General features: G+C 67.2%; 17 protein-coding genes. 11 read left to right on the forward strand and 6 right to left on the reverse strand.

The features are described from left to right. The first annotated feature begins 106 nt into the window (after positions 1-106). The gene (locus K9B33_RS04350) at positions 107-1,162 is read left to right on the forward strand and encodes a ThuA domain-containing protein (RefSeq protein WP_224546960.1); all 1,056 of its coding nucleotides are present in this window, start codon (positions 107-109) and stop codon (positions 1,160-1,162) included. Here K9B33_RS04350 and K9B33_RS04355 read toward each other — a convergent pair. The 6 genes from K9B33_RS04355 to K9B33_RS04380 are packed head-to-tail and all read right to left on the reverse strand — an operon-like array spanning position 1,143 to position 8,048. Further along, positions 1,143-2,177, reverse strand: coding sequence for a UDP-glucuronic acid decarboxylase family protein (locus tag K9B33_RS04355; RefSeq protein ID WP_224546962.1), 1,035 nt, complete (start codon positions 2,175-2,177; stop codon positions 1,143-1,145). The genes K9B33_RS04350 and K9B33_RS04355 overlap by 20 nt on opposite strands. Next, entirely contained in the window at positions 2,174-3,169 is a 996-nt protein-coding gene (locus K9B33_RS04360) for a glycosyltransferase family 2 protein (protein ID WP_224546964.1), read from the reverse strand. Before K9B33_RS04360 ends, K9B33_RS04355 begins: the two co-directional genes overlap by 4 nt. After that, positions 3,166-4,269, reverse strand: a complete 1,104-nt coding sequence (locus K9B33_RS04365; RefSeq protein ID WP_224546965.1) for a glycosyltransferase family 4 protein — start codon at positions 4,267-4,269, stop codon at positions 3,166-3,168. The genes K9B33_RS04360 and K9B33_RS04365 overlap by 4 nt, the downstream gene beginning before the upstream one ends. Beyond that, positions 4,266-5,669, reverse strand: coding sequence for an oligosaccharide flippase family protein (locus tag K9B33_RS04370; RefSeq protein WP_224546966.1), 1,404 nt, complete (start codon positions 5,667-5,669; stop codon positions 4,266-4,268). The genes K9B33_RS04365 and K9B33_RS04370 overlap by 4 nt, the downstream gene beginning before the upstream one ends. Beyond that, positions 5,666-7,165, reverse strand: a complete 1,500-nt coding sequence (locus K9B33_RS04375) for an O-antigen ligase family protein (protein WP_224546967.1) — start codon at positions 7,163-7,165, stop codon at positions 5,666-5,668. The genes K9B33_RS04370 and K9B33_RS04375 overlap by 4 nt, the downstream gene beginning before the upstream one ends. After that, positions 7,155-8,048, reverse strand: a complete 894-nt coding sequence (locus K9B33_RS04380) for a hypothetical protein (RefSeq protein ID WP_224546968.1) — start codon at positions 8,046-8,048, stop codon at positions 7,155-7,157. Before K9B33_RS04380 ends, K9B33_RS04375 begins: the two co-directional genes overlap by 11 nt. 360 nt (positions 8,049-8,408) lie before the next feature. On the opposite strand from K9B33_RS04380, the gene K9B33_RS04385 reads away from it, so the two are divergent. Genes K9B33_RS04385 through K9B33_RS04430 form a run of 10 tightly spaced genes read left to right on the forward strand, consistent with a single transcriptional unit; the run spans position 8,409 to position 19,080 of the window. Further along, on the forward strand, positions 8,409-9,800 hold the full coding sequence (locus K9B33_RS04385; RefSeq protein ID WP_224546969.1) for an undecaprenyl-phosphate glucose phosphotransferase: 1,392 nt from the start codon (positions 8,409-8,411) through the stop codon (positions 9,798-9,800). Continuing rightward, positions 9,800-10,897, forward strand: coding sequence for a hypothetical protein (locus tag K9B33_RS04390; protein ID WP_224546970.1), 1,098 nt, complete (start codon positions 9,800-9,802; stop codon positions 10,895-10,897). Before K9B33_RS04385 ends, K9B33_RS04390 begins: the two co-directional genes overlap by 1 nt. Then, the gene (locus K9B33_RS04395; protein WP_224546971.1) at positions 10,894-11,616 is read left to right on the forward strand and encodes a sugar phosphate nucleotidyltransferase; all 723 of its coding nucleotides are present in this window, start codon (positions 10,894-10,896) and stop codon (positions 11,614-11,616) included. Before K9B33_RS04390 ends, K9B33_RS04395 begins: the two co-directional genes overlap by 4 nt. Beyond that, positions 11,613-12,590 carry an NAD-dependent epimerase/dehydratase family protein gene (locus K9B33_RS04400; protein ID WP_224546972.1) on the forward strand — a complete coding sequence of 326 codons (978 nt, stop codon included), beginning with the start codon at positions 11,613-11,615 and terminating at the stop codon, positions 12,588-12,590. The genes K9B33_RS04395 and K9B33_RS04400 overlap by 4 nt, the downstream gene beginning before the upstream one ends. A 10-nt stretch (positions 12,591-12,600) precedes the next feature. Next, positions 12,601-13,527: a glycosyltransferase family 2 protein gene (locus K9B33_RS04405; protein WP_224546974.1), complete on the forward strand. Its 927-nt coding sequence runs from the start codon at positions 12,601-12,603 to the stop codon at positions 13,525-13,527. Further along, complete coding sequence (locus K9B33_RS04410) at positions 13,524-14,279, forward strand: polysaccharide biosynthesis/export family protein (RefSeq protein WP_224546975.1); 756 nt, start codon at positions 13,524-13,526, stop codon at positions 14,277-14,279. Before K9B33_RS04405 ends, K9B33_RS04410 begins: the two co-directional genes overlap by 4 nt. Continuing rightward, entirely contained in the window at positions 14,276-15,907 is a 1,632-nt protein-coding gene (locus K9B33_RS04415) for a GumC family protein (protein WP_224546976.1), read from the forward strand. The genes K9B33_RS04410 and K9B33_RS04415 overlap by 4 nt, the downstream gene beginning before the upstream one ends. Continuing rightward, positions 15,904-16,719: a class I SAM-dependent methyltransferase gene (locus K9B33_RS04420; RefSeq protein WP_224546977.1), complete on the forward strand. Its 816-nt coding sequence runs from the start codon at positions 15,904-15,906 to the stop codon at positions 16,717-16,719. Before K9B33_RS04415 ends, K9B33_RS04420 begins: the two co-directional genes overlap by 4 nt. Next, entirely contained in the window at positions 16,712-17,923 is a 1,212-nt protein-coding gene (locus K9B33_RS04425; protein WP_224546978.1) for a DUF1972 domain-containing protein, read from the forward strand. The genes K9B33_RS04420 and K9B33_RS04425 overlap by 8 nt, the downstream gene beginning before the upstream one ends. Beyond that, the gene (locus tag K9B33_RS04430) at positions 17,920-19,080 is read left to right on the forward strand and encodes a glycosyltransferase family 4 protein (RefSeq protein WP_224546979.1); all 1,161 of its coding nucleotides are present in this window, start codon (positions 17,920-17,922) and stop codon (positions 19,078-19,080) included. Before K9B33_RS04425 ends, K9B33_RS04430 begins: the two co-directional genes overlap by 4 nt. Positions 19,081-19,087 lie beyond the last annotated feature (7 nt).

Here is a 19,087-nt window from a genome sequence, read left to right on the forward strand (position 1 = left end):
GCCGATCGCCGTTCTAGGGTTGGTGTAACGATATGGGAGAGGGACGATGCAAAGGGTATTGGCTGCGACCGCGGCATGTGTGCTGGGGGTCTTGGCGACCGGGGCCATGGCAAAAGCGCCGACCGACTGTCCGCTGCGCGATGCGCCCTTTTCCACCCAGTCGCCGATTGTCGACCTTTTGCTGAGCCCGCCCGCCAAGGCCGCGATCGAAGCGGGCGCACCGCAAGTCTTCGCGGCGCTGCCGCCGCGCTTCTTTTCCACGCAGGCGCCGACCTTCGCATCGATCCTGACGTTGCAGGCGCTCAGCAAGATGAAGGATATTCCTGCCGACCGGATGGCCGCGCTCGACGCGACGCTACGCGCCATCCCGGTGACGCCCGCCGACAAGATCGCGCGGTGCGCCCGCTATGACGATGATCGTCCCGGCGTCACCCTGCCCAAGGGCAAGCCGCGCCTGCTGATCTTCGAAAAGATAACCGGCTTTCGCGACAGCCCCTCGGTCGATGCCGCCCGCACCGCGTTCCAGGCGATGGCGCAGCGCAAGGGCTGGTCCGTGGTCGTCAGCGACAAGGGCGGGGCGATGACGCCGTCGATCCTGCGCCGGTTCGACGCCGTCATTTGGAACAATGTCAGCGGCGACGTGCTGACCCTGTCGCAGCGCGCCGCGTTCAAATCCTATGTCGAACAGGGCGGCGGCTTCGTCGCGGTGCATGGGTCGGCGGGCGATCCGGCCACCTTCTGGGACTGGTATGTCGATATGCTGGTCGGCGCGCGCTTTGCCGGCCATCCGATGAACCCGCAATTCCAGGATGCGAAAGTCGTGGTCGAAGGGCGCGGGCAGGACATTGCGGCGGGCCTGCCGGGCGAGTGGGTGATGAAAGACGAATGGTACAGCTTCACCGGCAATCCGCGCGCCAGCGGCTCCGCCATCATCGCCACGCTGGACGAGGGCAGCTACAAGCCGGGCGCGCTGGCGATGGGCGATCATCCGATCGCCTGGACCCGCTGCGTGGGCAAGGGCCGGGCCTTCTATTCGGCGATCGGCCATCGCCCCGAAACCTATGCCGATCCCCATTATGTGAGGATGCTGGAAAATGCCGTGGCCTGGGCCGCTTCGCGCCGTTCCCCCTGCCCTACCCCGGTCACGCGCCCAGCCGATTGACCGGCAGGGGCGCGACGGGCAGCACTATGTCGCCGGGCATGGCCGGGGGCAGGCTGGGCCCGCCAGCACAGCGCAGCAGCCCATCGAAATAGGCGATGGTGTGGACCAGCCCCTCGCGCAGCCGCACCGTCGGTTCCCAGTGCAGCGCGGCGCGGGCGCGGCCGATGTCCGGGCGACGCTGGCGCGGATCGTCGGCGGGCAGCGGCCGCATCACGATGGGGGAGGATGATCCGGTCAGCGCGACGATCATTTCGGCCAGTTCGACCATCGTGAATTCGTCGGGATTGCCGATGTTGATCGGCCCGGTGTTGCTGTCGTCGCTGGCCATCAGGCGCAACAGCCCCTCGATCAGATCGTCCACATAGCAGAAGGACCGGGTCTGCGCGCCGTCGCCGTAAAGGGTGATGGGCTGGCCGAGCAGCGCCTGGCAGATGAAGTTGGACACGACGCGCCCGTCCGCCGGGTCCATGCGCGGGCCGTAGGTGTTGAAGATGCGCGCGACCTTGATCCGCACCCGCCCTTCGCGATGATAGTCGAAGAACAGGGTTTCGGCGCAGCGTTTCCCCTCATCATAGCAGGCGCGCGGGCCGATCGGGTTCACATGGCCCCAATATTCCTCCGTCTGGGGATGGACTTCGGGATCGCCATAGACTTCGCTGGTCGACGCCTGCAGGATCTTCGCGCCGGTGCGCTTGGCCAGGCCCAGCATGTTGATCGCGCCATGGACGCTGGTCTTGGTCGTCTGCACCGGATTGATGCGATATTGCAGCGGCGAGGCTGGACAGGCCAGATTGTAGATTTCGTCCACTTCCACATAGAGCGGGAAGGTCACGTCGTGGCGCATATATTCGAAATTAGGCCGCCCCATCAACTGGACGAGATTGCTCTTCGATCCGGTGAAGAGATTGTCGACGCACAACACGTCATGACCCTGCGCCACCAGCCGGTCGCATAGATGCGATCCCAGGAAGCCGGCCCCGCCGGTCACCAATATGCGTTTGACGCCCTTGTTCATGGTTGCTGCCCCCTTGCTGGACGGTGCGGATGTCGGGTGAAGATGGTCGCTGCCATGACGCCGAGATAGCGGCGGCTGAAGCGCGCCATGGCGTGATAGTCACGATTGGGGCGCAGCAGCCCGAGCAGGCTGAAGCCCAGCCAGCGGCTGGCGTAGCCGGTGAAGAGGATCGCGTCATAGGCCGCCCGCGCAAGCGGGCCGCGGCCCTGGCGGAAGAAGAAACGCGGCCCCTTATAGACGCTGGCCAGCACCTCCATCGACGATTGGCGGGCGAAACTGGCGCCGTGATGATGGGTGATGCTTTGCCGCGCGGAATAGAGGACGCGCCAGCCCGCCTGCGCGACGCGGTGGCACAGCTCCATATCCTCGCCGAACATGAAATAGGCGGGGTGGAAGATGCGCGCGCCGACGGCGGCGCGGCGGAAGGTCAGCGATGCGCCCGATACCCAGTCGATCGGCCGGACGCCGGGCGGGTCGCCGTCCAGATAGACGGCCGGAGGCGCCCAATCGCGCGGCAATATCTTGTTTAGAAACAGATAGTTCCATGCCAAATTGCGCAATGTGGGGAAAGCGCCGCCCGACGCGCGCTGGAAACTGCCGTCGCTGTTGCGCAGGCGGGAACCGAGGATGCCGATGCGGCCATCACCCTCCATCTGCGCGAGCATCGCAGCGATCGCGTCGGGGTCGACCAGCGTGTCGGGATTGAGCAGCATGACGAAGGGCGCGTCGGTTGCTTCATAACCGAGCTGGCACCCTTTGGCGAAACCCAGGTTCGCGCCGCTTTCGATCAGCCGGACCCAAGGGAATTGGGCGCGGACCATGGCGGCACTGCCGTCGGCCGAGGCGTTGTCGATCACGATCGTATCGACACTGAGCGGGCGCAGGCCGGTGCTGGCGGACACCGCCGCCAGACAATCGCGCAGCAGGTCGCACACGTTCCAGTTGACGATGATGATGGCGAGCGTCGGCCCGAATTGTGTAGACGGGGTCATCGGGTCATGCTCCGGTAAAGGTCGGCATAGGCGGGCCGCAGCGCCGCCCAGTCATAGGTGGCGCGGGCATGATCGCGCAGGATGCGGCGCGTCCGTTCGGCCGGGTCGGCGGCCATGCGCGCCAGCAGCGCCGCCAGCGCGCCGGGCGCTTCCATGTCTATCCAGTTATCGATATTGGGCAGCAGCCAGCGGAAATGCGGTGCATCATGGGTGATGACGGGCAGGCCCGCCGCCGTCGCCTCCACGATGGCGAGGCCGAAGGCTTCGAAAGTGGCGGCATGGGGCATGACGTCGGCCAGCGCGAACAGGTCGGCCACCTCGCCGGTCGGCACATGGGTCACGCGCACCCGCCCGCCCAGCCGGGCGCGGGCATAAGAGGGCAGATCCGGGTCGCCATGGTCCAGGCTGCCGTCAAGCCAGAGCAGCGGATCGCCGTCCATGCGCGCGACCTCATCGATCAGATGATGGGTGCGCTTGTGCCCGCGATTGAGCGCGGCGACCGCGAGGATGACGAAGCGATCGGGCGCGATGCCGTGCCGCGCGCGCAGCGTGGCGCGGTCTGCGCCGGGGGTGAAGCGATCCGCGCGGTAGCCGCAGGGAATGAGCGTCATATGGGCCGGGTCGTGGCCCTGCGCGACGGCATCGGCCAGCGTCGCCGCCGATATCTGGTGCAGCCGGTCGCAGGGCGGATAGTCGCGCGGCGGCATCGCCGTCCCCTCGGTGTAGAGGAGGCGGAAGTTCAGGCGCAGTATGCGGCGCAGATGGAACAGCAGGCGCGCCAGCGGCGGGTCGATCACATGGACGATGTCGTAGCGGCCGCCGATGAGGTGCGGCAGCAGCGCCAGCACGAAGGTCAGGCATTCGGCGTGCATCGGCGTGCGGCCCATCAGCCGATGGAGCGGCAGATAGCGGATCGTCCGGCCGCCCCGCGCCAGGAAGGGCAGGACGATCTCGTCCGCGTGTCTGTCCCCGCCGCCCTTGAACAGGGTCATGGGGAAATCGCCGCGCATCTCATCGAACAGGTCGCGAAACAGCCGTTCGAACCCGCGCTGGACCAGGCCGATGCCGGGGCAGGCGATGGCTATGCGGGGGCCGCTCATGCCGCGCCTCCCGCTTGGCTACGCCAGAGAGGCGTGTCCTGGCGTCCGATCAGCAGCAGCGCGCCGAGCAGGATCAGCCCGGCCGCAAGTCCGCCGGCAAAGCTGCCGGCGATCGGGCTTGCCGCGACCAGCAGCGCCGTGGCGATAGCGCTGCCCAATAGCGCGGCGATCGGTCGCCAGTCGATCGCGATGCCCGTCACCCGCTGGGCGATCGCGCTGACCGCCACCGTGCCGAGCAGCAGTTCGACCAGCAAGCAACCGAGCGCTGCGCCGGTGACGCCCATATGCGGGACCAGCAGGAACAGCGCGGCGCATTGGCCTGTCAGCGAGAGGAGGGTGAGCAGCATCGCTCGCCCCTGTCGCCCGGCGATGACGATCAGCGGCGCCATGGCGGTGGTGATCGCGCGCGCCAGCAGGGTCCAGGCCATCAGTTGCAGCAAAGGCGCGCCGGCCACGAAATCCGGCCCCATCAGCCCCATCAGGAACAGCGCGCCACCATGGATGCCCGCGAACACTAGCACCGCCAGCGCGGTCGACAACAGCAGCGCGCCTTGCTGCGTCCGGGCGAAGGCGGCGGGATCGCGCCGCCAGTCGCGCGCGATAAGCGGGAATGCGGCGCTGTTGATAGCCTGCACGGCGACTAGCACCGGCATGATGAAGCGCGCCGCCGCGGCATAGAGCGCCACCGCCCGCATATCCAGCAGCCGGGCGAGCAGCAGTGGCGCCAGCGCATCATAGAGCAGCACGAGAAGGCCCGCGCAGCCCAGCGGCAGCGCCTGCGTGGCGAGGCGCGCGGGCGTGAGGCGGGCGCTCCTCTGCATTGCCACCAGTCCGGCCCAGTGCGCCGTCAGCGCGGCCTGCACCAGCCGGGCGATGGCGAAGCTCGCCACCAGCAACGGCAGCGGCGCGCGATGGAGGCAGGCCAGCGCCAGCAGCGGCAGCATCACCAGCACGCCGGCCAGCTCCGCGCCGACATCCCGGTCCATCCGCAACGCCAGCCGCAGCGCTGCGCGCGCCGGTTGCAGCCAGGCGGTCGCCAGCACCGCGACGCCGCCCGCGCAACCCGCCAGCACGACCGCGCGATCCTGCCCGGCGACCAGCAACAGCAGCGGCAACGCCATAGCGACCGACGGTCCCTGCACCCTTTTTACCCGCGCCAGCGCGTCCAGCACCGCCGCCCGGCGTCGCGGCCGCCGCGCCGCATCGCGTACGCCGATGTCGGTCTGGCCGAAATCGGCCAGCCATTCGGCCAAGCCCGTCAGGCTCAGCAGCAACACATAGGCGCCGAATTGATCCGCCCCCGCCAGCCGCGCGACGATCAGCGCCGCCCCCATGCGCAAGCCCGACAGCGCAACCCGCCCGACGACCAGGCGCGCGCCACTGTGCAGCAGGCCGTTCATGCCGGTCGCTCCGCGCTGTTGCGCCGTTGCCAGACGTCGATCGCGACGATGATCGCGGCGATGATCCAGAACAGCCGCGCGCCGGGCATCTGGCGCAGGAAGAAGCTGCCGAAGCCGTCGAGCAGATTGGCGCACAATCCGGCCAGCGCGCCGACATTGAGGGCATGGAGCCAGGGATCGGCGCACCGTGTCGCGTTGCGCCAGCCCGTCCGCAGCAGGCCGATCAGCAGCAGCAGGAAACAGGCGAAGCCGATCGTCCCCTGCTCCGCCCAGATCAGCAGGTATATGTCATGCACCACCGGCCAGTTCGCGCCGAAGGTGCGGGTCAGCGCCTCCGTCCCGCCATAGGCGGTGCGGCCGGGCAGATGCTGGACGAAGCTGTTGAGGCCAACGCCCAGCAGCGGGTGATCGCGCACCATGTCCCAGGCGACGCCCATCCACTCCCAGCGGAAATCGACTGCGCCCGGATCGCTCTGGGTGAAGCGGCGCAGGATCGCCGGGGCGGCGGCGAGCGCGGCGATCAAACCAAACGCCAGCGCGACCAGGGAACCCGCCAGCGCCCGCCGCCGCGACCGCCGGTCGCGCAGCATCAGCCCGATAACGACCGGCGCGGCGAGCGCGAAGGCCAGCCAGCCCGATCGCGACAGCGTCAGCAGCAGGGCCAGCAGCGCCGTCGCCAGCACCGCACCGATCGCCGCCTTCCGGCTGAAGGGCAGGCGCGTCATCAGCAGCGCCAGCAGCATCGGCGCGAGCATGGCGATGAAGCCGGCGAGGATATTGGGATGGCCCAGAAGCCCTCCGATGCGGAAGGTCGCGCCGCCGTCCATATAGGTGGCGCGATTGGCATATTCGAGCGTGGTCATCGTCGCCTCGCCCAGAAATTGCAGGCCGATATCGCCCTTCTTCGCATATTGGGCGATGCCGACCGCCGCCTGGAGCAGCAGGCCGCAGCAAAGCGATGCGAAGAGGTGCATGAAGCGCCGCATCCGCGTCAGTTCGCCCAGCAGCAGCAGGAACAGCGCCAGCGACTTGGCCATCTGGACCGCCTCCACCAGCGCAAGCTGGCGATAGGGGCCGGTGATGGCGTCGAGCAGGCCGAGCAGGATCATCGCGATCCAACAATAAGCGAGGCCGGGGATGCGATGGCGCGTCCCGCCGTGCAGGGTGTCGCGCCACTGGAACAGGAACAGTGCCAGCAGGAACAGGTCGACGACCTCGATCGTATAGGCCCCCGCCCCGCCCATATGCGGCATGGGATGGAACCGCTTGGCGATGCCGAGCGGCGCCGTCAGGCCGACGCCCCAGAGGCAGGCGAGCCGGGGATTGCCGCTGGCCCAGATCAGGCCACCCAGCCCCAGCGCGGCGACCGCTGCCAGCGCCGCGCCGCGCCCGGACGACAGGCCCGCCGCGACGATCAGCGCCGCGCCGGCGGCTGCGCTAGTCGCCAGCAGCAGGCGACCGTGGAATGCTGTGGGGAGACGGGCCTCAGCCGCCATGCGCCCAAGCCTGCATCGAATTTTGCGCCGGCACCGTCAGGATCAGGCCGACATCGGCGATGCCATTGGCGTGGAACGCGTCGCGCGCGGCGGCCAGACGCGCCATCGGCGATCGCCCCTCCTCCGCCAGCGCCCAGATCAGGTCGGCGCGCGTCGCCAGCGCCAGATTGCGGCTGTCCGCCATGATCGCGCGCTGCTGGATCAGGATTTGGTCGAACCGTTCGGCCAGAAAGGGCAGCATGGCGGCGACAAGGTCGGGCCGACCGGCGGCGGGGCGCTGCCCCGCGCCCAGCAGGATCATATCCGGTCGCGCCAGCATCTGCATCATTTCCACCGCCGACCAGGGATCGTCGGTCCGTATGTCCGACAGGCCCGGCTTGCCACCCGCGCCGAGCGGGACGCTCACGCCATCCGCGCCCAGCGTCGCGTCGATCAGCAGCAGCCTTCCGCCCCGCTCCGCCTGCAGCATCGCCGCCAGCAGCAGCAGCGTGTCGTTGGCCGCATCGGCATCGCACAAGGCGCTCAGCAATATGGTGCGTGCGCTGCCGATCCGCTGCGCCAGATAGCGATAGCTGCGGGAGGCGTGATCCGGCGGAGCGTGGAAGCGGTCCAATGTTCGCCCCGCCGCTGCACCCACTCGTCGCGCGCCGTCCGCAAGCCGGGCAAGCGGAAAGCCCGTCGTCCTGGCAGGCGCATGGCCCGCCAGCGCTGGCCGCTCCGCCGTGGGGCGCCAGACTACCGCATAGCCGCGCGGCACCGGGCTCCAGCCTGCGCGGGGCCGTTGCACCAGTTCCACGCCACAGCCCAGGCAGCGGGAAAAGCCGATGCCGTCATTCCAGGCGGCCGCCGGATCGGCGCGATGATAGCCCAATATGCAGAACATCCGTCCGATCGCTCCTTTCCCGGCTGGCATCTTGCCGCCGCTCGATCCCATCGACCGAATCAAAATAAACGAAACATGTAAAATAATAGACACCGCAATCTTCACGACAATATGATCAAATGACTATGTCACAAATTGGCACATGAAATATTAACGTGGTTAACGACACTATGACTCGTCTTGTTGTTTTGGTTTCATCGAAGAGTGATTCGACGATGAAATCCAATTTTCGCATGAAATATGATTTTCATAACTTCAATATTACGTAATTTACGCATTGTTCAGGATTTTTTTACTTAAAGCGGGAGCGCCGAGGTGATGCAAACCCCTCCATGGCATGCGGATTTCAGGACGAACGGGATGTTCCAGCAATTCGGTGCGCTATTCGTGCGCCTCTGCCGGCTGGTTGATACCGCGCTGATCCTGCTGTGCATGGCGCTGACCGCCGCTACGCTTTCGCCTCGGTCGGCGACGGTCGACGCGCTGCTGTGCGTCGCCGTGCTGGAACTGGTGGCGTCCTTCTTCCATCTCAGCCGGTCCTGGCGGATCGTGCGGTTGCGGCATGAACTGGCGGACCTGACCACCCATTGGACGATCAGTTTTACCGGCGTCATGACGCTGTTCTGGCTGTTGGGCGACCTGCCACTGACGCGCGCCGCATTGTGGGCGCCGGCCGCCGCGCTCTGGTACGGGACGTCGCTGGGCGCGATCATCCTGTTCCGCATCGCGGTGCGACTGGCCCTGCGCTTCTGGCGCAGCTTCGGCCACGACCATCGCAGCGCCGCCTTCATCGGTGCCACGGAAACGGCGCAGCGACTGGGCGACGTGTTCGCGCGGCAGCGCTGGATGGGCATAAGGTCGCTCGGCGTGTTCGACGATCGCCGCCCGTCGGACGATCGCACCGTCGCCCTGCCCGATCAGGCTTTTGGCGGGCCGGTGGACCGGCTGTACGACCTAGCGCGGTCGGGCACGGTCAGCCGCATTTATGTGACGCTGCCGATGGCGGCCGAACAGCGGATCAAGGCGATCCTCGACCGGTTCGGCGACACCACCGCTTCGCTTTATTATTGCCCGCCTTTATTCCGGCTGGATCTGGTCGGCGCGCGCTGGGACGATGTCTATGGCCAGCCGGTCGTCAGCATCGTGGAATCTCCGTTCGAAGGCTATTCGCGGCTGGTGAAGCGGGCGGAGGATGTCGCCCTCACCCTGATCGCCCTGCCCTTGATCCTGCCGATCGCTTTGCTGACGGCGATCGCGATCAAGATCGATACGCGCGGGCCGGTCCTCTTTTGCCAGACCCGTTATGGGCTGGACGGTCGACCATTCCGCATCTGGAAATTCCGGTCGATGCGGGTGACCGATGATGACGGCTTCGTCCAGGCGCGGCGCGGCGACAGCCGGGTCACGCGTGTCGGTGCGTTCCTGCGCCGCACCTCGGTCGACGAACTGCCGCAATTCATCAACGTCGCGCTGGGCAGTATGTCGGTGGTCGGGCCGCGCCCCCATCCGGTCGCGCTGGACGACAATTTCCGGCCGCTGATCCATCGCTATGCCGTGCGGCACAAGATCAAGCCGGGCATCACCGGGCTGGCGCAGGTCAGCGGCTGGCGCGGCGAGACGGATACGCATGACAAGATGGCGCAGCGCGTCGTCCACGATATCGACTATCTGCGCCGCTGGTCGATCTGGCTGGACCTGCAGATATTGGCGCGCACTTTGCTGGTGCCGTTCGTCCAGCGAAATGCCTTCTGATGCGGGGGATAGCCGCCTCCCTCACGTTGGCGCTGCTGGCGGCATGTGCCAATCCCGCGCCGCCGCCGGACCTGCCGCGCGCGATGCCGGGCTGGACCGTCAGCCGCGCCGCGCCGGTGATCCCGGCGGGATCGCTGCGCCGGCAGGGGTTGTGGAACGATCCCAGCCCGCTGCGTACCGCGGACGGCTATGTCCTCTACATGACAAGCAGCACCAGCGCGCCGTTCAAGCCGCCGGTCCTGCCCTTCCGCGCGGTGTCGCGCGACGGCGAACATTGGACATTGTCGCCCGCCGCGCCTTTGCTCTCGCCTGCCGACGGCCCCTATGCCAGCATCGAGACGCCCAGCGTCGTGCAGTTCGCGGGACGCTACTGGATGGCGTTCACCGGCGTCTATGCCAGCCCCGATCCGTCGCCCATGGCGATCGGCCTGGCCGTTTCGCCCGATGGCGTGGCGTGGCACGTCGCCAACTGGACGCTGTTGCGGGCGACCGGCGGCGCGACCGACTGGAACGGCTATCTGGTCGGCGAGCCGGGCGCGGTGGTGCGGGGCGGCGAATTGCTGATCTATTTCTCCGCCCTCGGCGCACGCCCGGAAGGCGGGCCGCCGCGCCAGTCGATCGGCCTGATCCGGTCACGCGATGGCGTCAGCTTTACGCCGCCGGTGCCGGTGCTGGGCCAGGGGCCGCTCTATCCGGCACGCCAAGGCTATGCCGGCTATTCCTCGCCCGCTGCATTGGCCGATGGTCAGGATATCGACCTCTTTTATTCGGTCGCGCATGTGCAGAAGAGCGCCGACCCCGAATGGCAGCAGGTGGCCATCCACCACGCCCGATCCGCCGATGGCGTCCATTTTCGCGAAGATGCCGCGCCGCTGCTGACCCGTGCGAGCACCAACTGGACCGATGGTGAAATCCTCGCGCCCGGTCCGCTGCGCGACGGCGACCATATCAGCCTCTGGTTCGGCGGCCATGTCGCCCATCCCCGACTTGCCCCGCTGATCCAGCGCGGCGTCGCCGGGCCGGAATTGGGCATCGGCCTCGCCACCCTGCCCCTCGACCAGTTCACCCGACCCAAGACGAAAGGAACCGACCGATGAAAGTCGTGATATTGTGCGGCGGGCAGGGCATCCGCGCCTTTCCCTTCACCACCTACCTGCCCAAGCCCATGCTGCCGCTGGGCGGTACGCCGGTGCTGGTCCATGTCATCAAGAATTTCATCCGCCAGGGATATCGTGAATTCATTCTGGCGGCGGGCTATCGGCAGGATGTCCTGCACGATTATTTCGAGGGGAAGGATATCGGCGCCAGCGTCCAGATCGTGGATACCGGCGAGGATGCCGACACCGGCCGCCGCATCTGGAACTGCCGCCACCTGATCGATGGTCCGTTCATCGCCACCTATGGCGACGGCCTGTCGGACGTGCCGCTGGACGCGGTCGTCGCCTTCCACCGCGCCCATGGCGCCCGGCTGACGATCACATCGGTGCCGATGGTTTCGCAATATGGCGTGTTGTCGGTGGAAGAGGATGGCGCGATCGCCCGCTTCGCCGAAAAGCCGCTGATCGCCGATTACTGGATCAACGCCGGCTTCATGGTGATGGACCCGGCGATCTTCGCCGACTGGCAGGGGGAGAATCTGGAGCGCGACATCATCCCGCCGCTGATCGCGCGCGGCGACGCCTTCACCTACCGCCATGACGGCTTTTTCAAGTCGTTCGATTTCTACAAGGATGTGGTCGAGATGGACGAGACGCTCGCCGCCGGCGGGCCGCCGCCCTGGATCGCGCCCGCGCTGCCAGAGGAGCGCGCGGCATGAGCGGGCAATGGAAAGGCCGGACCTGCCTCGTCACCGGCGCCACCGGCTTCCTGGGCGGCAGTCTGGTCGCGGAACTGCTGGCGCAGGGCGCCGAGGTCGTGGCGCTGGTCCGCGACATGGTGCCGCAATCGCGCTTCCAGGCCGACGGCCTCGCCACCCGCGCCAAGGTGGTGCGCGGCGCGCTGGAGGAGTATGACGTCATCGAGCGCGCACTCAACGAATATGCGGTCGACACCGTCTTCCATCTGGGCGCGCAGGCGATCGTCGGCGTCGCCAACCGCAATCCGTTGTCCACCTTCGAAGCGAATATCAAGGGGACTTGGGTGCTGCTGGAGGCATGCCGCCGCGTCGCCACGGTCGAGCGGATCGTCATCGCCTCCTCCGACAAGGCCTATGGCGAGCATGACACCCTGCCCTATCAGGAGGATTTCGCGTTGCAGGGCCGCCACCCCTATGACGTATCGAAAAGCTGCGCAGACCTGATCGCGCTCAGCTACGCCCAGACCTACCGCCTGCCCGTCGCCATCACGCGGTGCGGCAATCTGTTCGGGCCGGGCGATCTCAACAGCAACCGCATCGTGCCGGGCACCTGCCTCGCCGCGATCGACGGGGAGCGGCCGGTGATCCGGTCGGATGGCTCCCCGGTGCGCGACTATGTCTATGTCGAGGATATCGTGTGCGGTTACCTGTTGCTCGCCGAACATATGGGCGACGACGATGTGGTCGGTCGTGCCTTCAATTTTGGTACGGGAGAGCCGGTGAGCGTGCTGGACCTGACCCGCCGCACGCTGGCGGCTGCCGGGCGCGCCGATCTGGAGCCAGACGTGCGCAACAACGCCCATGGGGAGATACAGGCGCAATATCTCTCTTCCACGCTGGCGGCGCGCAAACTGGGCTGGACGCCGGGCGCGGGGCTGGACGAGCGGCTGCGCCAAACCTTCCTCTGGTACAAGGCGCATCGCCATTTCTTCTGAGCGCATCTTCGTGGGGCTGCCCACCTATGACCGCCCCGATTATGTGCGGGAGGCGGTGGCGAGCCTGCGCGCCCAGAGCTGGCGCGATTTCCGCGCCGTGGTGAGCGACAACGCCTCGCCCGGCGGTGGCGGCGATATGGTGCGCACCTTTGTCGAAAGCCTGGGCGACTCCCGCATCACCTTCGTGCAACAGGCGGAAAATGGCGGCGAATATGGGCAGGGCCGCTATTTCTTCGAACAGGCGGGCGATGCCGAATATTTCTGCATCCTGCATGACGACGACCTGTTGTCGCCCGCCTATTTCAAGCGCGCGGTCGCTGCGCTCGACGCCGCGCCGGACGCCGCTGTGTTCGTCGCCAATCCGTGGCTGTTCGACGCGGAGGGCCGGCCCTCCGACGCGCAAAGCCGCGCCTATCGTCGCACGCATCGGCGGGCCCGGCGGCGCGGCCGCTTCCCGATCCTCGACACCCATATGGGCAGCGGCTTTACTCCCATTTCCGGCACGCTGTTCCGCACCGACGCGCTGCGCCGGTCGGGCTTCGTCGATGCCGATTGCCACGGAAATTTCCCGTTCGAGCTGAACATCTTCACCCGGCTGGGCGATATCGGCGCGGTCGGCTGGTTCGATCCCGACATATTGCTGGGCTTTCGCTATCATCCCGGCCAGTTGCGCAACACGCTCGGCCTGATGGCCAACCCGCAGGTGGTCGCCACCATGCTGCGGATATTGGAGCGCCGTCGCTACGGCGGCGCGCCCGAACGCCGCCGCCGCGCCATCGTCGCCCGGCTGCACCGCGCGCAGGCGCAGATGGCGCTGGCGCAGGGCGATCCCGTCGCCGCCCGCGCGGCGCTGGCGCAGGCCTGCGCCGCCAACCCGCTCTCCCCCAGCGTCTGGGCGATGCGCGCGCACCTCCGCCTGGCAGGAGCAATGACATGATCGTCCCGCCCCGCACCAGCCTGCTCACCGCGCTGCTGCTGCTCATCCCCATCCTGCTCGGCGCCTGCTCGGCCAGCCTGACCGCGCCCCTCAGCATCGACGCCGCGCCGGACGTCATCCGATCGGCCGCCCGCTATGAAAGCGCCTATCTGCTCGGTCCCGGCGACCAGTTGGAGATAGCGGTCGACCGGATGCCCGAACTGTCGCGCAGCGCGACTGTCCGCCCCGACGGCATGGTGACCCTGCCCCGATCGGGCGACATCGCCGTCGCGGGCCTCACCCCGATGGCGGCGGCGGCGGCGGTGCGGCAAAGGCTGCTGGCGCGGGTGCGCGATCCGCAGGTCAGCGTGGCCGTCGCCAACCCACGCGAGAACAAGGTCTTCGTCGCAGGCGAGGTGAACCGACCCGGCGCGATGCCGCTGCGCGATGCGCCCACCGCCGCGCAGGCGCTCATCCTGGCGGGCGATGTGGGCAAGGCCGCCGCGCTATCCAATGTCGCGCTGATCCGGCTGGACGATGACGGCCACCTCAATGCGCATATCCTGCGCAGCGGTGCGCGCGGCCATGCGGGGATGCTGCTGGCGCTCCAGAATGTGCCGCTGCGTCCCGGCGACATCATCGTTGTGCAGGAAAGCGGCGGCGCGCGCTTCGCCCGCTTCCTGCAAAATTACGTCAATGCGCCGCTGGGCGGCCTCAGCGCGCTGATGGCCCCCTACGTTCAGCTCCGCCTGTTGCAGGAGATCGACCGATGAGCGAGGCGGTGCCCTATCGCCCGGAGGCGGACAGTTTCGATTTCCGCCGCGCGGGCAGGATCGTCGGCTTCGCCATCGCCGGCCATCGCCGCCTGATCCTGACGGTGACGGCGCTGACGCTGGCGCTGGTGGGCCTCTACATCCTCGTCTGGCCGCCGGTCTATTCGGCCAGCGTCACCCTGTCCGCCGTGGCGGACGATGATCGGCAGCGGGAGAATTTCTACGACGACTGGGCGGTGTTCCGCCGATCGGCGCTGAAGGACGAGATGATCCTCGCCACGTCCGGCCCGGTGCTGAAACAGGTGATCGCCGACCTGAACCTTGGCTATCGCGATGTCTATCATCCGCCGCTGCGCTACCTGACCTGGCTCTGGACGCAAAGCTGGCCCGGCCGCGCTTGGCGGGGGACGAAGGATGCGCTGTTTCCGCGCGCACCTTCCCCCTATGTGGCGACGGTCGGCCAGATCGAGCGCGCCCGCACGCTGGACGATTTCCGCACCGGGGTCGCCATGACCCAGTTGCCCGACAGCCACATCGCCCTGCTGAGCGTGCGCGGCCCCACCCCCCGCGTCGCGGAGATCGCCGATGCGGTCGCCGCCACCTATATCGCCCAGCGCCGCGCCCGCTTCGCTACCGAAGCGCGGCAGGCCTATGCTTCGCTCCAGATCGAGGCGGATCGCGCCCGCACCGACTTGCGCGCGCTCGAAGCCCGGATGGAACGCTATTATACCCAGAACGACATGCTGCTGATGTTCGAGAAGGACAAGGTCGAGATCGGCCAATTTCTGGGGCAGCAGGGCGAACTGGACGCCAAGCGCACCGCCATCGCCGCCGCGCAGAGCGAACTGGCCGCCGTCACCGCCCAACTGGCGCGCGAGCCGCGCGACATCCTCGCGAGCCGTCTGGTGCAGGATAATCCGGTCGCGGCGCAACTGAAGCAGGAACAGGCGAAGCTGGTCGCCGCGCGCGACGCCCTGCTCGTCCGCTATCGCCCGGATTCGCCTGACGTGCGCGACATGGACGATCAGATCGCGGCGATCGGCCGGCAACTGGCCGCGCAGCCGCAGCGCGGGGTGCAGCAGAGCAGCATCGCGCGCAATGGCGGCTATGACGCGCTGCGCGCGCGCCGGGCTTCGCTGGAGGCGCAACTGGCGGGCGATCGCGCGGGGCTGGCCACGCTGTCGGCCGAAGTCGGGGCGCGGCGCGCGACGATCGACCGCATTCCGCAGAAGATGAAGGACAGCCATGATCTGGGCCGCAGCCACGACATGCTGGAAAAAACCTATCTGGCGTTGCAGGACAAGCTGATGACGGCCGCGGTCACCGCCGCCACCGCCCAGTCCGCGCCGTCGGCGATCCAACTGGTCGAAAGCGCGGCGCTGCCCGACAAGCCCGATGCGCCGCAGACCAAATTACTGCTGATGGCCGCGCTGATCGGCGGCCTGTGCGCCGGGGTGGCCGCCGCGCTACTGCTCGACATCCTCCAGAACCGCGCCAACCGCTTCCGCCTGACCCAGCCGGACGCGCCCTTTCCTTTGATCGCCATCGTCGGACAGGACCGGGCCTATGCCCTGCGCCTGTTCGACCGCGCCCCGCCCAATGCACCTGAAGAAAGGCACCGGCCATGAAATATCACATCCTCAGCGCCACCCGATCGCTCGGCCTGCTGCCCATGTTCGATCGCATGGCCTTTCTGCGGAAACGGGCGCGGGCGGCGCGCAGCAACCGCGCCTTCCTCGCCCGCCATCCCGGATTTGCGGTGCCGCCGGAGGACCTGGCCTTCGACGCCTATAACAAGGTCGACTGGGCCGACTATCATGACGTCGGGCTGGCCCATGCGGCGCTGTTCGCGCGGCTGATCCGCACCCACCTGCCCGATGCGCAGCCCTTGCGCGTGCTGGAATGGGGCTGTGGGCCGGGCCGGCTGATCCGCCATATGCCGGCACTGCTGGCCGGTCGATCGCCGCAGATCAGCGGCACCGATTATAATCCGGCGACGATCGACTGGTGCCGCGCGCATCTGCCGGGCATCGATTTTGCGTTGAATGGCCTCGCGCCGCCCTTGCCCTTTCCCGACAATAGTTTCGACGCGGTCTATAATTTCTCGGTCTTCACCCATTTGTCGGCAGCCATGCATCGCGACTGGACCGCCGAACTGCACCGGATTTTGCGACCCGGCGGACTGATGATCGCAACCACCCATGGCGACCATTACCGCTATCTGCTGACCCAGAAGCGCGAAATCGACGCCTATGATCGCGGCGAGCTGGTGACGCAGAAACGGTTCGAGGAGGGGAAGAAATGGTATTTCGCCGTCCATCCCCCGGTCTGGGTGCGCAACCATCTGCTCGCCGCCTTCGAACGGGTCAGGCAGGTCGCGCCCGGCCCCGACGCGGGCATGACGCAGGATGTGTGGACCGGGTTCAAACCCCATGGCTGACGCGGCCAGCCCTTTGCGTCCCTTGCGCATCGCCATTATCGGCGATCGCGGCATCCCCGCGCGCTATAGCGGCTTTTCGACGCTGGTGGAGGAACTGGCGGTCGGGCTGGTGCGCGGCCATGGCATGGACGTCACCGTCTATTGCCGGAACCAATATTATGAGGCGCGCCAGCCGGCCTGGCAGGGGGTGCGGTGTCGTTACCTCCCCGCGCCGGGCGGCAAGAGTTTCGAGAGCATCATCCATAGCAACCTGGCCCTATGGGACGCCGCCTTCCGCCGCTTCGATTTGGTCTTCGTCGTCGATCCGGGCAATGGCCCCTTCATCCTGCCGCTCCGCGCGCTGGGCGTGCCGGTGGTGATCCATACCGATGGCCTGGGCTGGCAACGCCGCAAATGGAATGACTTGCAGCGAACTTATTATAAATGGTCCGAATGGGTCAGCGCGCGGCTTGCCACCTGGCTGGTCACGGATTCGCGTGCGATGCAGGCCTATTATGACCGCGAATATGGCGCGGACTCTACCTACATCCCCTATGGCGGTGCGGTCGGGGAGGCGCCCGACATCGACGCCCTGGCCCATTATGGCGTCACGCCCGGCGCCTATTATCTGGTCGTCGCGCGGATGGAGCCGGAAAATAATGTCGACCATATCATCCGCGAATATCGCGCATCCGGCGTCACGAAGCCGCTGATCGTCGTCGGATCGGTCCCCTATGATAGCGCCTATGCCCGCGCCGTCGCGGCCGAGCATGACGGGCAGGTGCGCTGCGTCGGGGGCGTGTTCGACTCTGCCGCGCTCAACGCGCTCTATCGCCATTGCGCCGCCTATCTGCATGGGCATGAGGTCGGCGGCACCAACCCGAGCCTGTTGCGCGCGATGCATTGGGGCGCGCCCTGCGTGCCGATCGACGTGATCTTCCACCGGGAAAATGTCGGCCCCGACAATGTCTATTTCAGCAAGGATGACGGCGCGCTGGCGACCATCCTGCGCGATCTCGATCCCGATCCCCCCCGCCGCGCCGCGCTGGGCCGGGCGGCGCAGGCTCACGCCGCCGCCCATTTCCGCTGGGACGCGGTGATCGACGGCTATGCCGGCCTGTTCCGTCAACTGGTGGCGCTGAAGGCATCCGGGCGGCGACCGACCGGGGCGCTGATCGGCGAAACTTACCGCCCGGAACTTCTCACGCCTGCGCAGGTCGCATGAAGATCCTGCATGTCTTCAACCGCCATCGGGGCGGCGGCGGGGCCGACAACGCCTGGGACGCGACCATCGCCCTGTCGCGGCGACGGGGCCTGGATATCGATATATTCGAAAGGGATAGCCGCGATCTTTCAACAGGCATGGCAGGCAAGCTCAGCGCCTTCGCCAACGGCCTCTACGCGCCCGATACGCTGCGCGCCTTCGCCGCCCGGCTGGAACGGGACCGACCCGATATCGTTCACACGCATGAACTTTATCCACTTCTGACCCCATGGCTGTTCGAACAGTGCACCCGCGCCGGCATCCCGATCGTCCATAGCTGCTATGATTTTCGCATCACCTGCCCGATCGCCACCCATCATGACGGGGCCGGGGTCTGCACCCGTTGCGCCGATCACGGCGCGCATCACGCCCTTTTGCGCAACTGCCGCGAGAACTTGCCCGAAAGCGCCGCCTTCGCGTTGCGCCATGCGGTGGCGGGCTGGCGCGACTTCTACCGCCGCCATGTCAGCCGCTTCATCGTCCTGACCGACTTCAGCCGCGACTGGCTCCATACCAAAGCCGGCATCCCGCTCGAGCGCATCAGCGTCAATGAATGCGCGATCCCCGCCGCGGCCGATCCGGTCGATCCGGCACAGGGCGCCTATTTCGCCTTCGCCGGCCGCTTCGTGCCGGAAAAGGGCCTGGACGTGTTGATCGAGGCAAGCCGCATCACGGGCCTGCCGATCCATGTCGCCGGCCAGCACGGCAGCGACCCCGCGCCGCTCCTGGCGCAGGGCGTGCCGGTGACGATCACCGATGGTCCGCAATCTCTGGCGGCCATCTATCGCGGCGCGCGGGCGCTGGTGGTGCCCAGCCTCTGGTTCGAAACCTTCGCCATCGTCGCGGCCGAAGCGATGGCCCACGGCGTCCCGGTCATCGCATCCCATATCGGCGCGCTGAAGGATACAGTGCGCGAGGACCGTACCGGGCTCCATTTCGGGCCCGGCGATGCTGTCGATCTGGCCCGGCAGATGCGGCGTCTGTGGGACGATCCGGCGCTATGCCGTAGCCTCGGCGCGACAGCCCATGCCGATGTCCGCACGCGCTTCAACGAAGACATTCATTTTCAAAGACTTATGGATGCCTATGAACAAGTACTGTTCAGCTTGCGCCGATAAGACACCG

This window comes from Sphingobium sp. 3R8 (assembly GCF_020166615.1).
Lineage (GTDB): Bacteria > Pseudomonadota > Alphaproteobacteria > Sphingomonadales > Sphingomonadaceae > Sphingobium > Sphingobium bisphenolicum.

Coding starts and splice junctions, on each gene's coding strand:
- K9B33_RS04350 (WP_224546960.1), top strand. CDS start 107: ATGGCAAAAGCGCCGACCGACTGTCCGCTGCGCGATGCGCCCTTTTCC.
- K9B33_RS04355 (WP_224546962.1), bottom strand. CDS start 2,177: ATGAACAAGGGCGTCAAACGCATATTGGTGACCGGCGGGGCCGGCTTC.
- K9B33_RS04360 (WP_224546964.1), bottom strand. CDS start 3,169: ATGACCCCGTCTACACAATTCGGGCCGACGCTCGCCATCATCATCGTC.
- K9B33_RS04365 (WP_224546965.1), bottom strand. CDS start 4,269: ATGAGCGGCCCCCGCATAGCCATCGCCTGCCCCGGCATCGGCCTGGTC.
- K9B33_RS04370 (WP_224546966.1), bottom strand. CDS start 5,669: ATGAACGGCCTGCTGCACAGTGGCGCGCGCCTGGTCGTCGGGCGGGTT.
- K9B33_RS04375 (WP_224546967.1), bottom strand. CDS start 7,165: ATGGCGGCTGAGGCCCGTCTCCCCACAGCATTCCACGGTCGCCTGCTG.
- K9B33_RS04380 (WP_224546968.1), bottom strand. CDS start 8,048: ATGTTCTGCATATTGGGCTATCATCGCGCCGATCCGGCGGCCGCCTGG.
- K9B33_RS04385 (WP_224546969.1), top strand. CDS start 8,409: ATGTTCCAGCAATTCGGTGCGCTATTCGTGCGCCTCTGCCGGCTGGTT.
- K9B33_RS04390 (WP_224546970.1), top strand. CDS start 9,800: ATGCGGGGGATAGCCGCCTCCCTCACGTTGGCGCTGCTGGCGGCATGT.
- K9B33_RS04395 (WP_224546971.1), top strand. CDS start 10,894: ATGAAAGTCGTGATATTGTGCGGCGGGCAGGGCATCCGCGCCTTTCCC.
- K9B33_RS04400 (WP_224546972.1), top strand. CDS start 11,613: ATGAGCGGGCAATGGAAAGGCCGGACCTGCCTCGTCACCGGCGCCACC.
- K9B33_RS04410 (WP_224546975.1), top strand. CDS start 13,524: ATGATCGTCCCGCCCCGCACCAGCCTGCTCACCGCGCTGCTGCTGCTC.
- K9B33_RS04415 (WP_224546976.1), top strand. CDS start 14,276: ATGAGCGAGGCGGTGCCCTATCGCCCGGAGGCGGACAGTTTCGATTTC.
- K9B33_RS04420 (WP_224546977.1), top strand. CDS start 15,904: ATGAAATATCACATCCTCAGCGCCACCCGATCGCTCGGCCTGCTGCCC.
- K9B33_RS04425 (WP_224546978.1), top strand. CDS start 16,712: ATGGCTGACGCGGCCAGCCCTTTGCGTCCCTTGCGCATCGCCATTATC.
- K9B33_RS04430 (WP_224546979.1), top strand. CDS start 17,920: ATGAAGATCCTGCATGTCTTCAACCGCCATCGGGGCGGCGGCGGGGCC.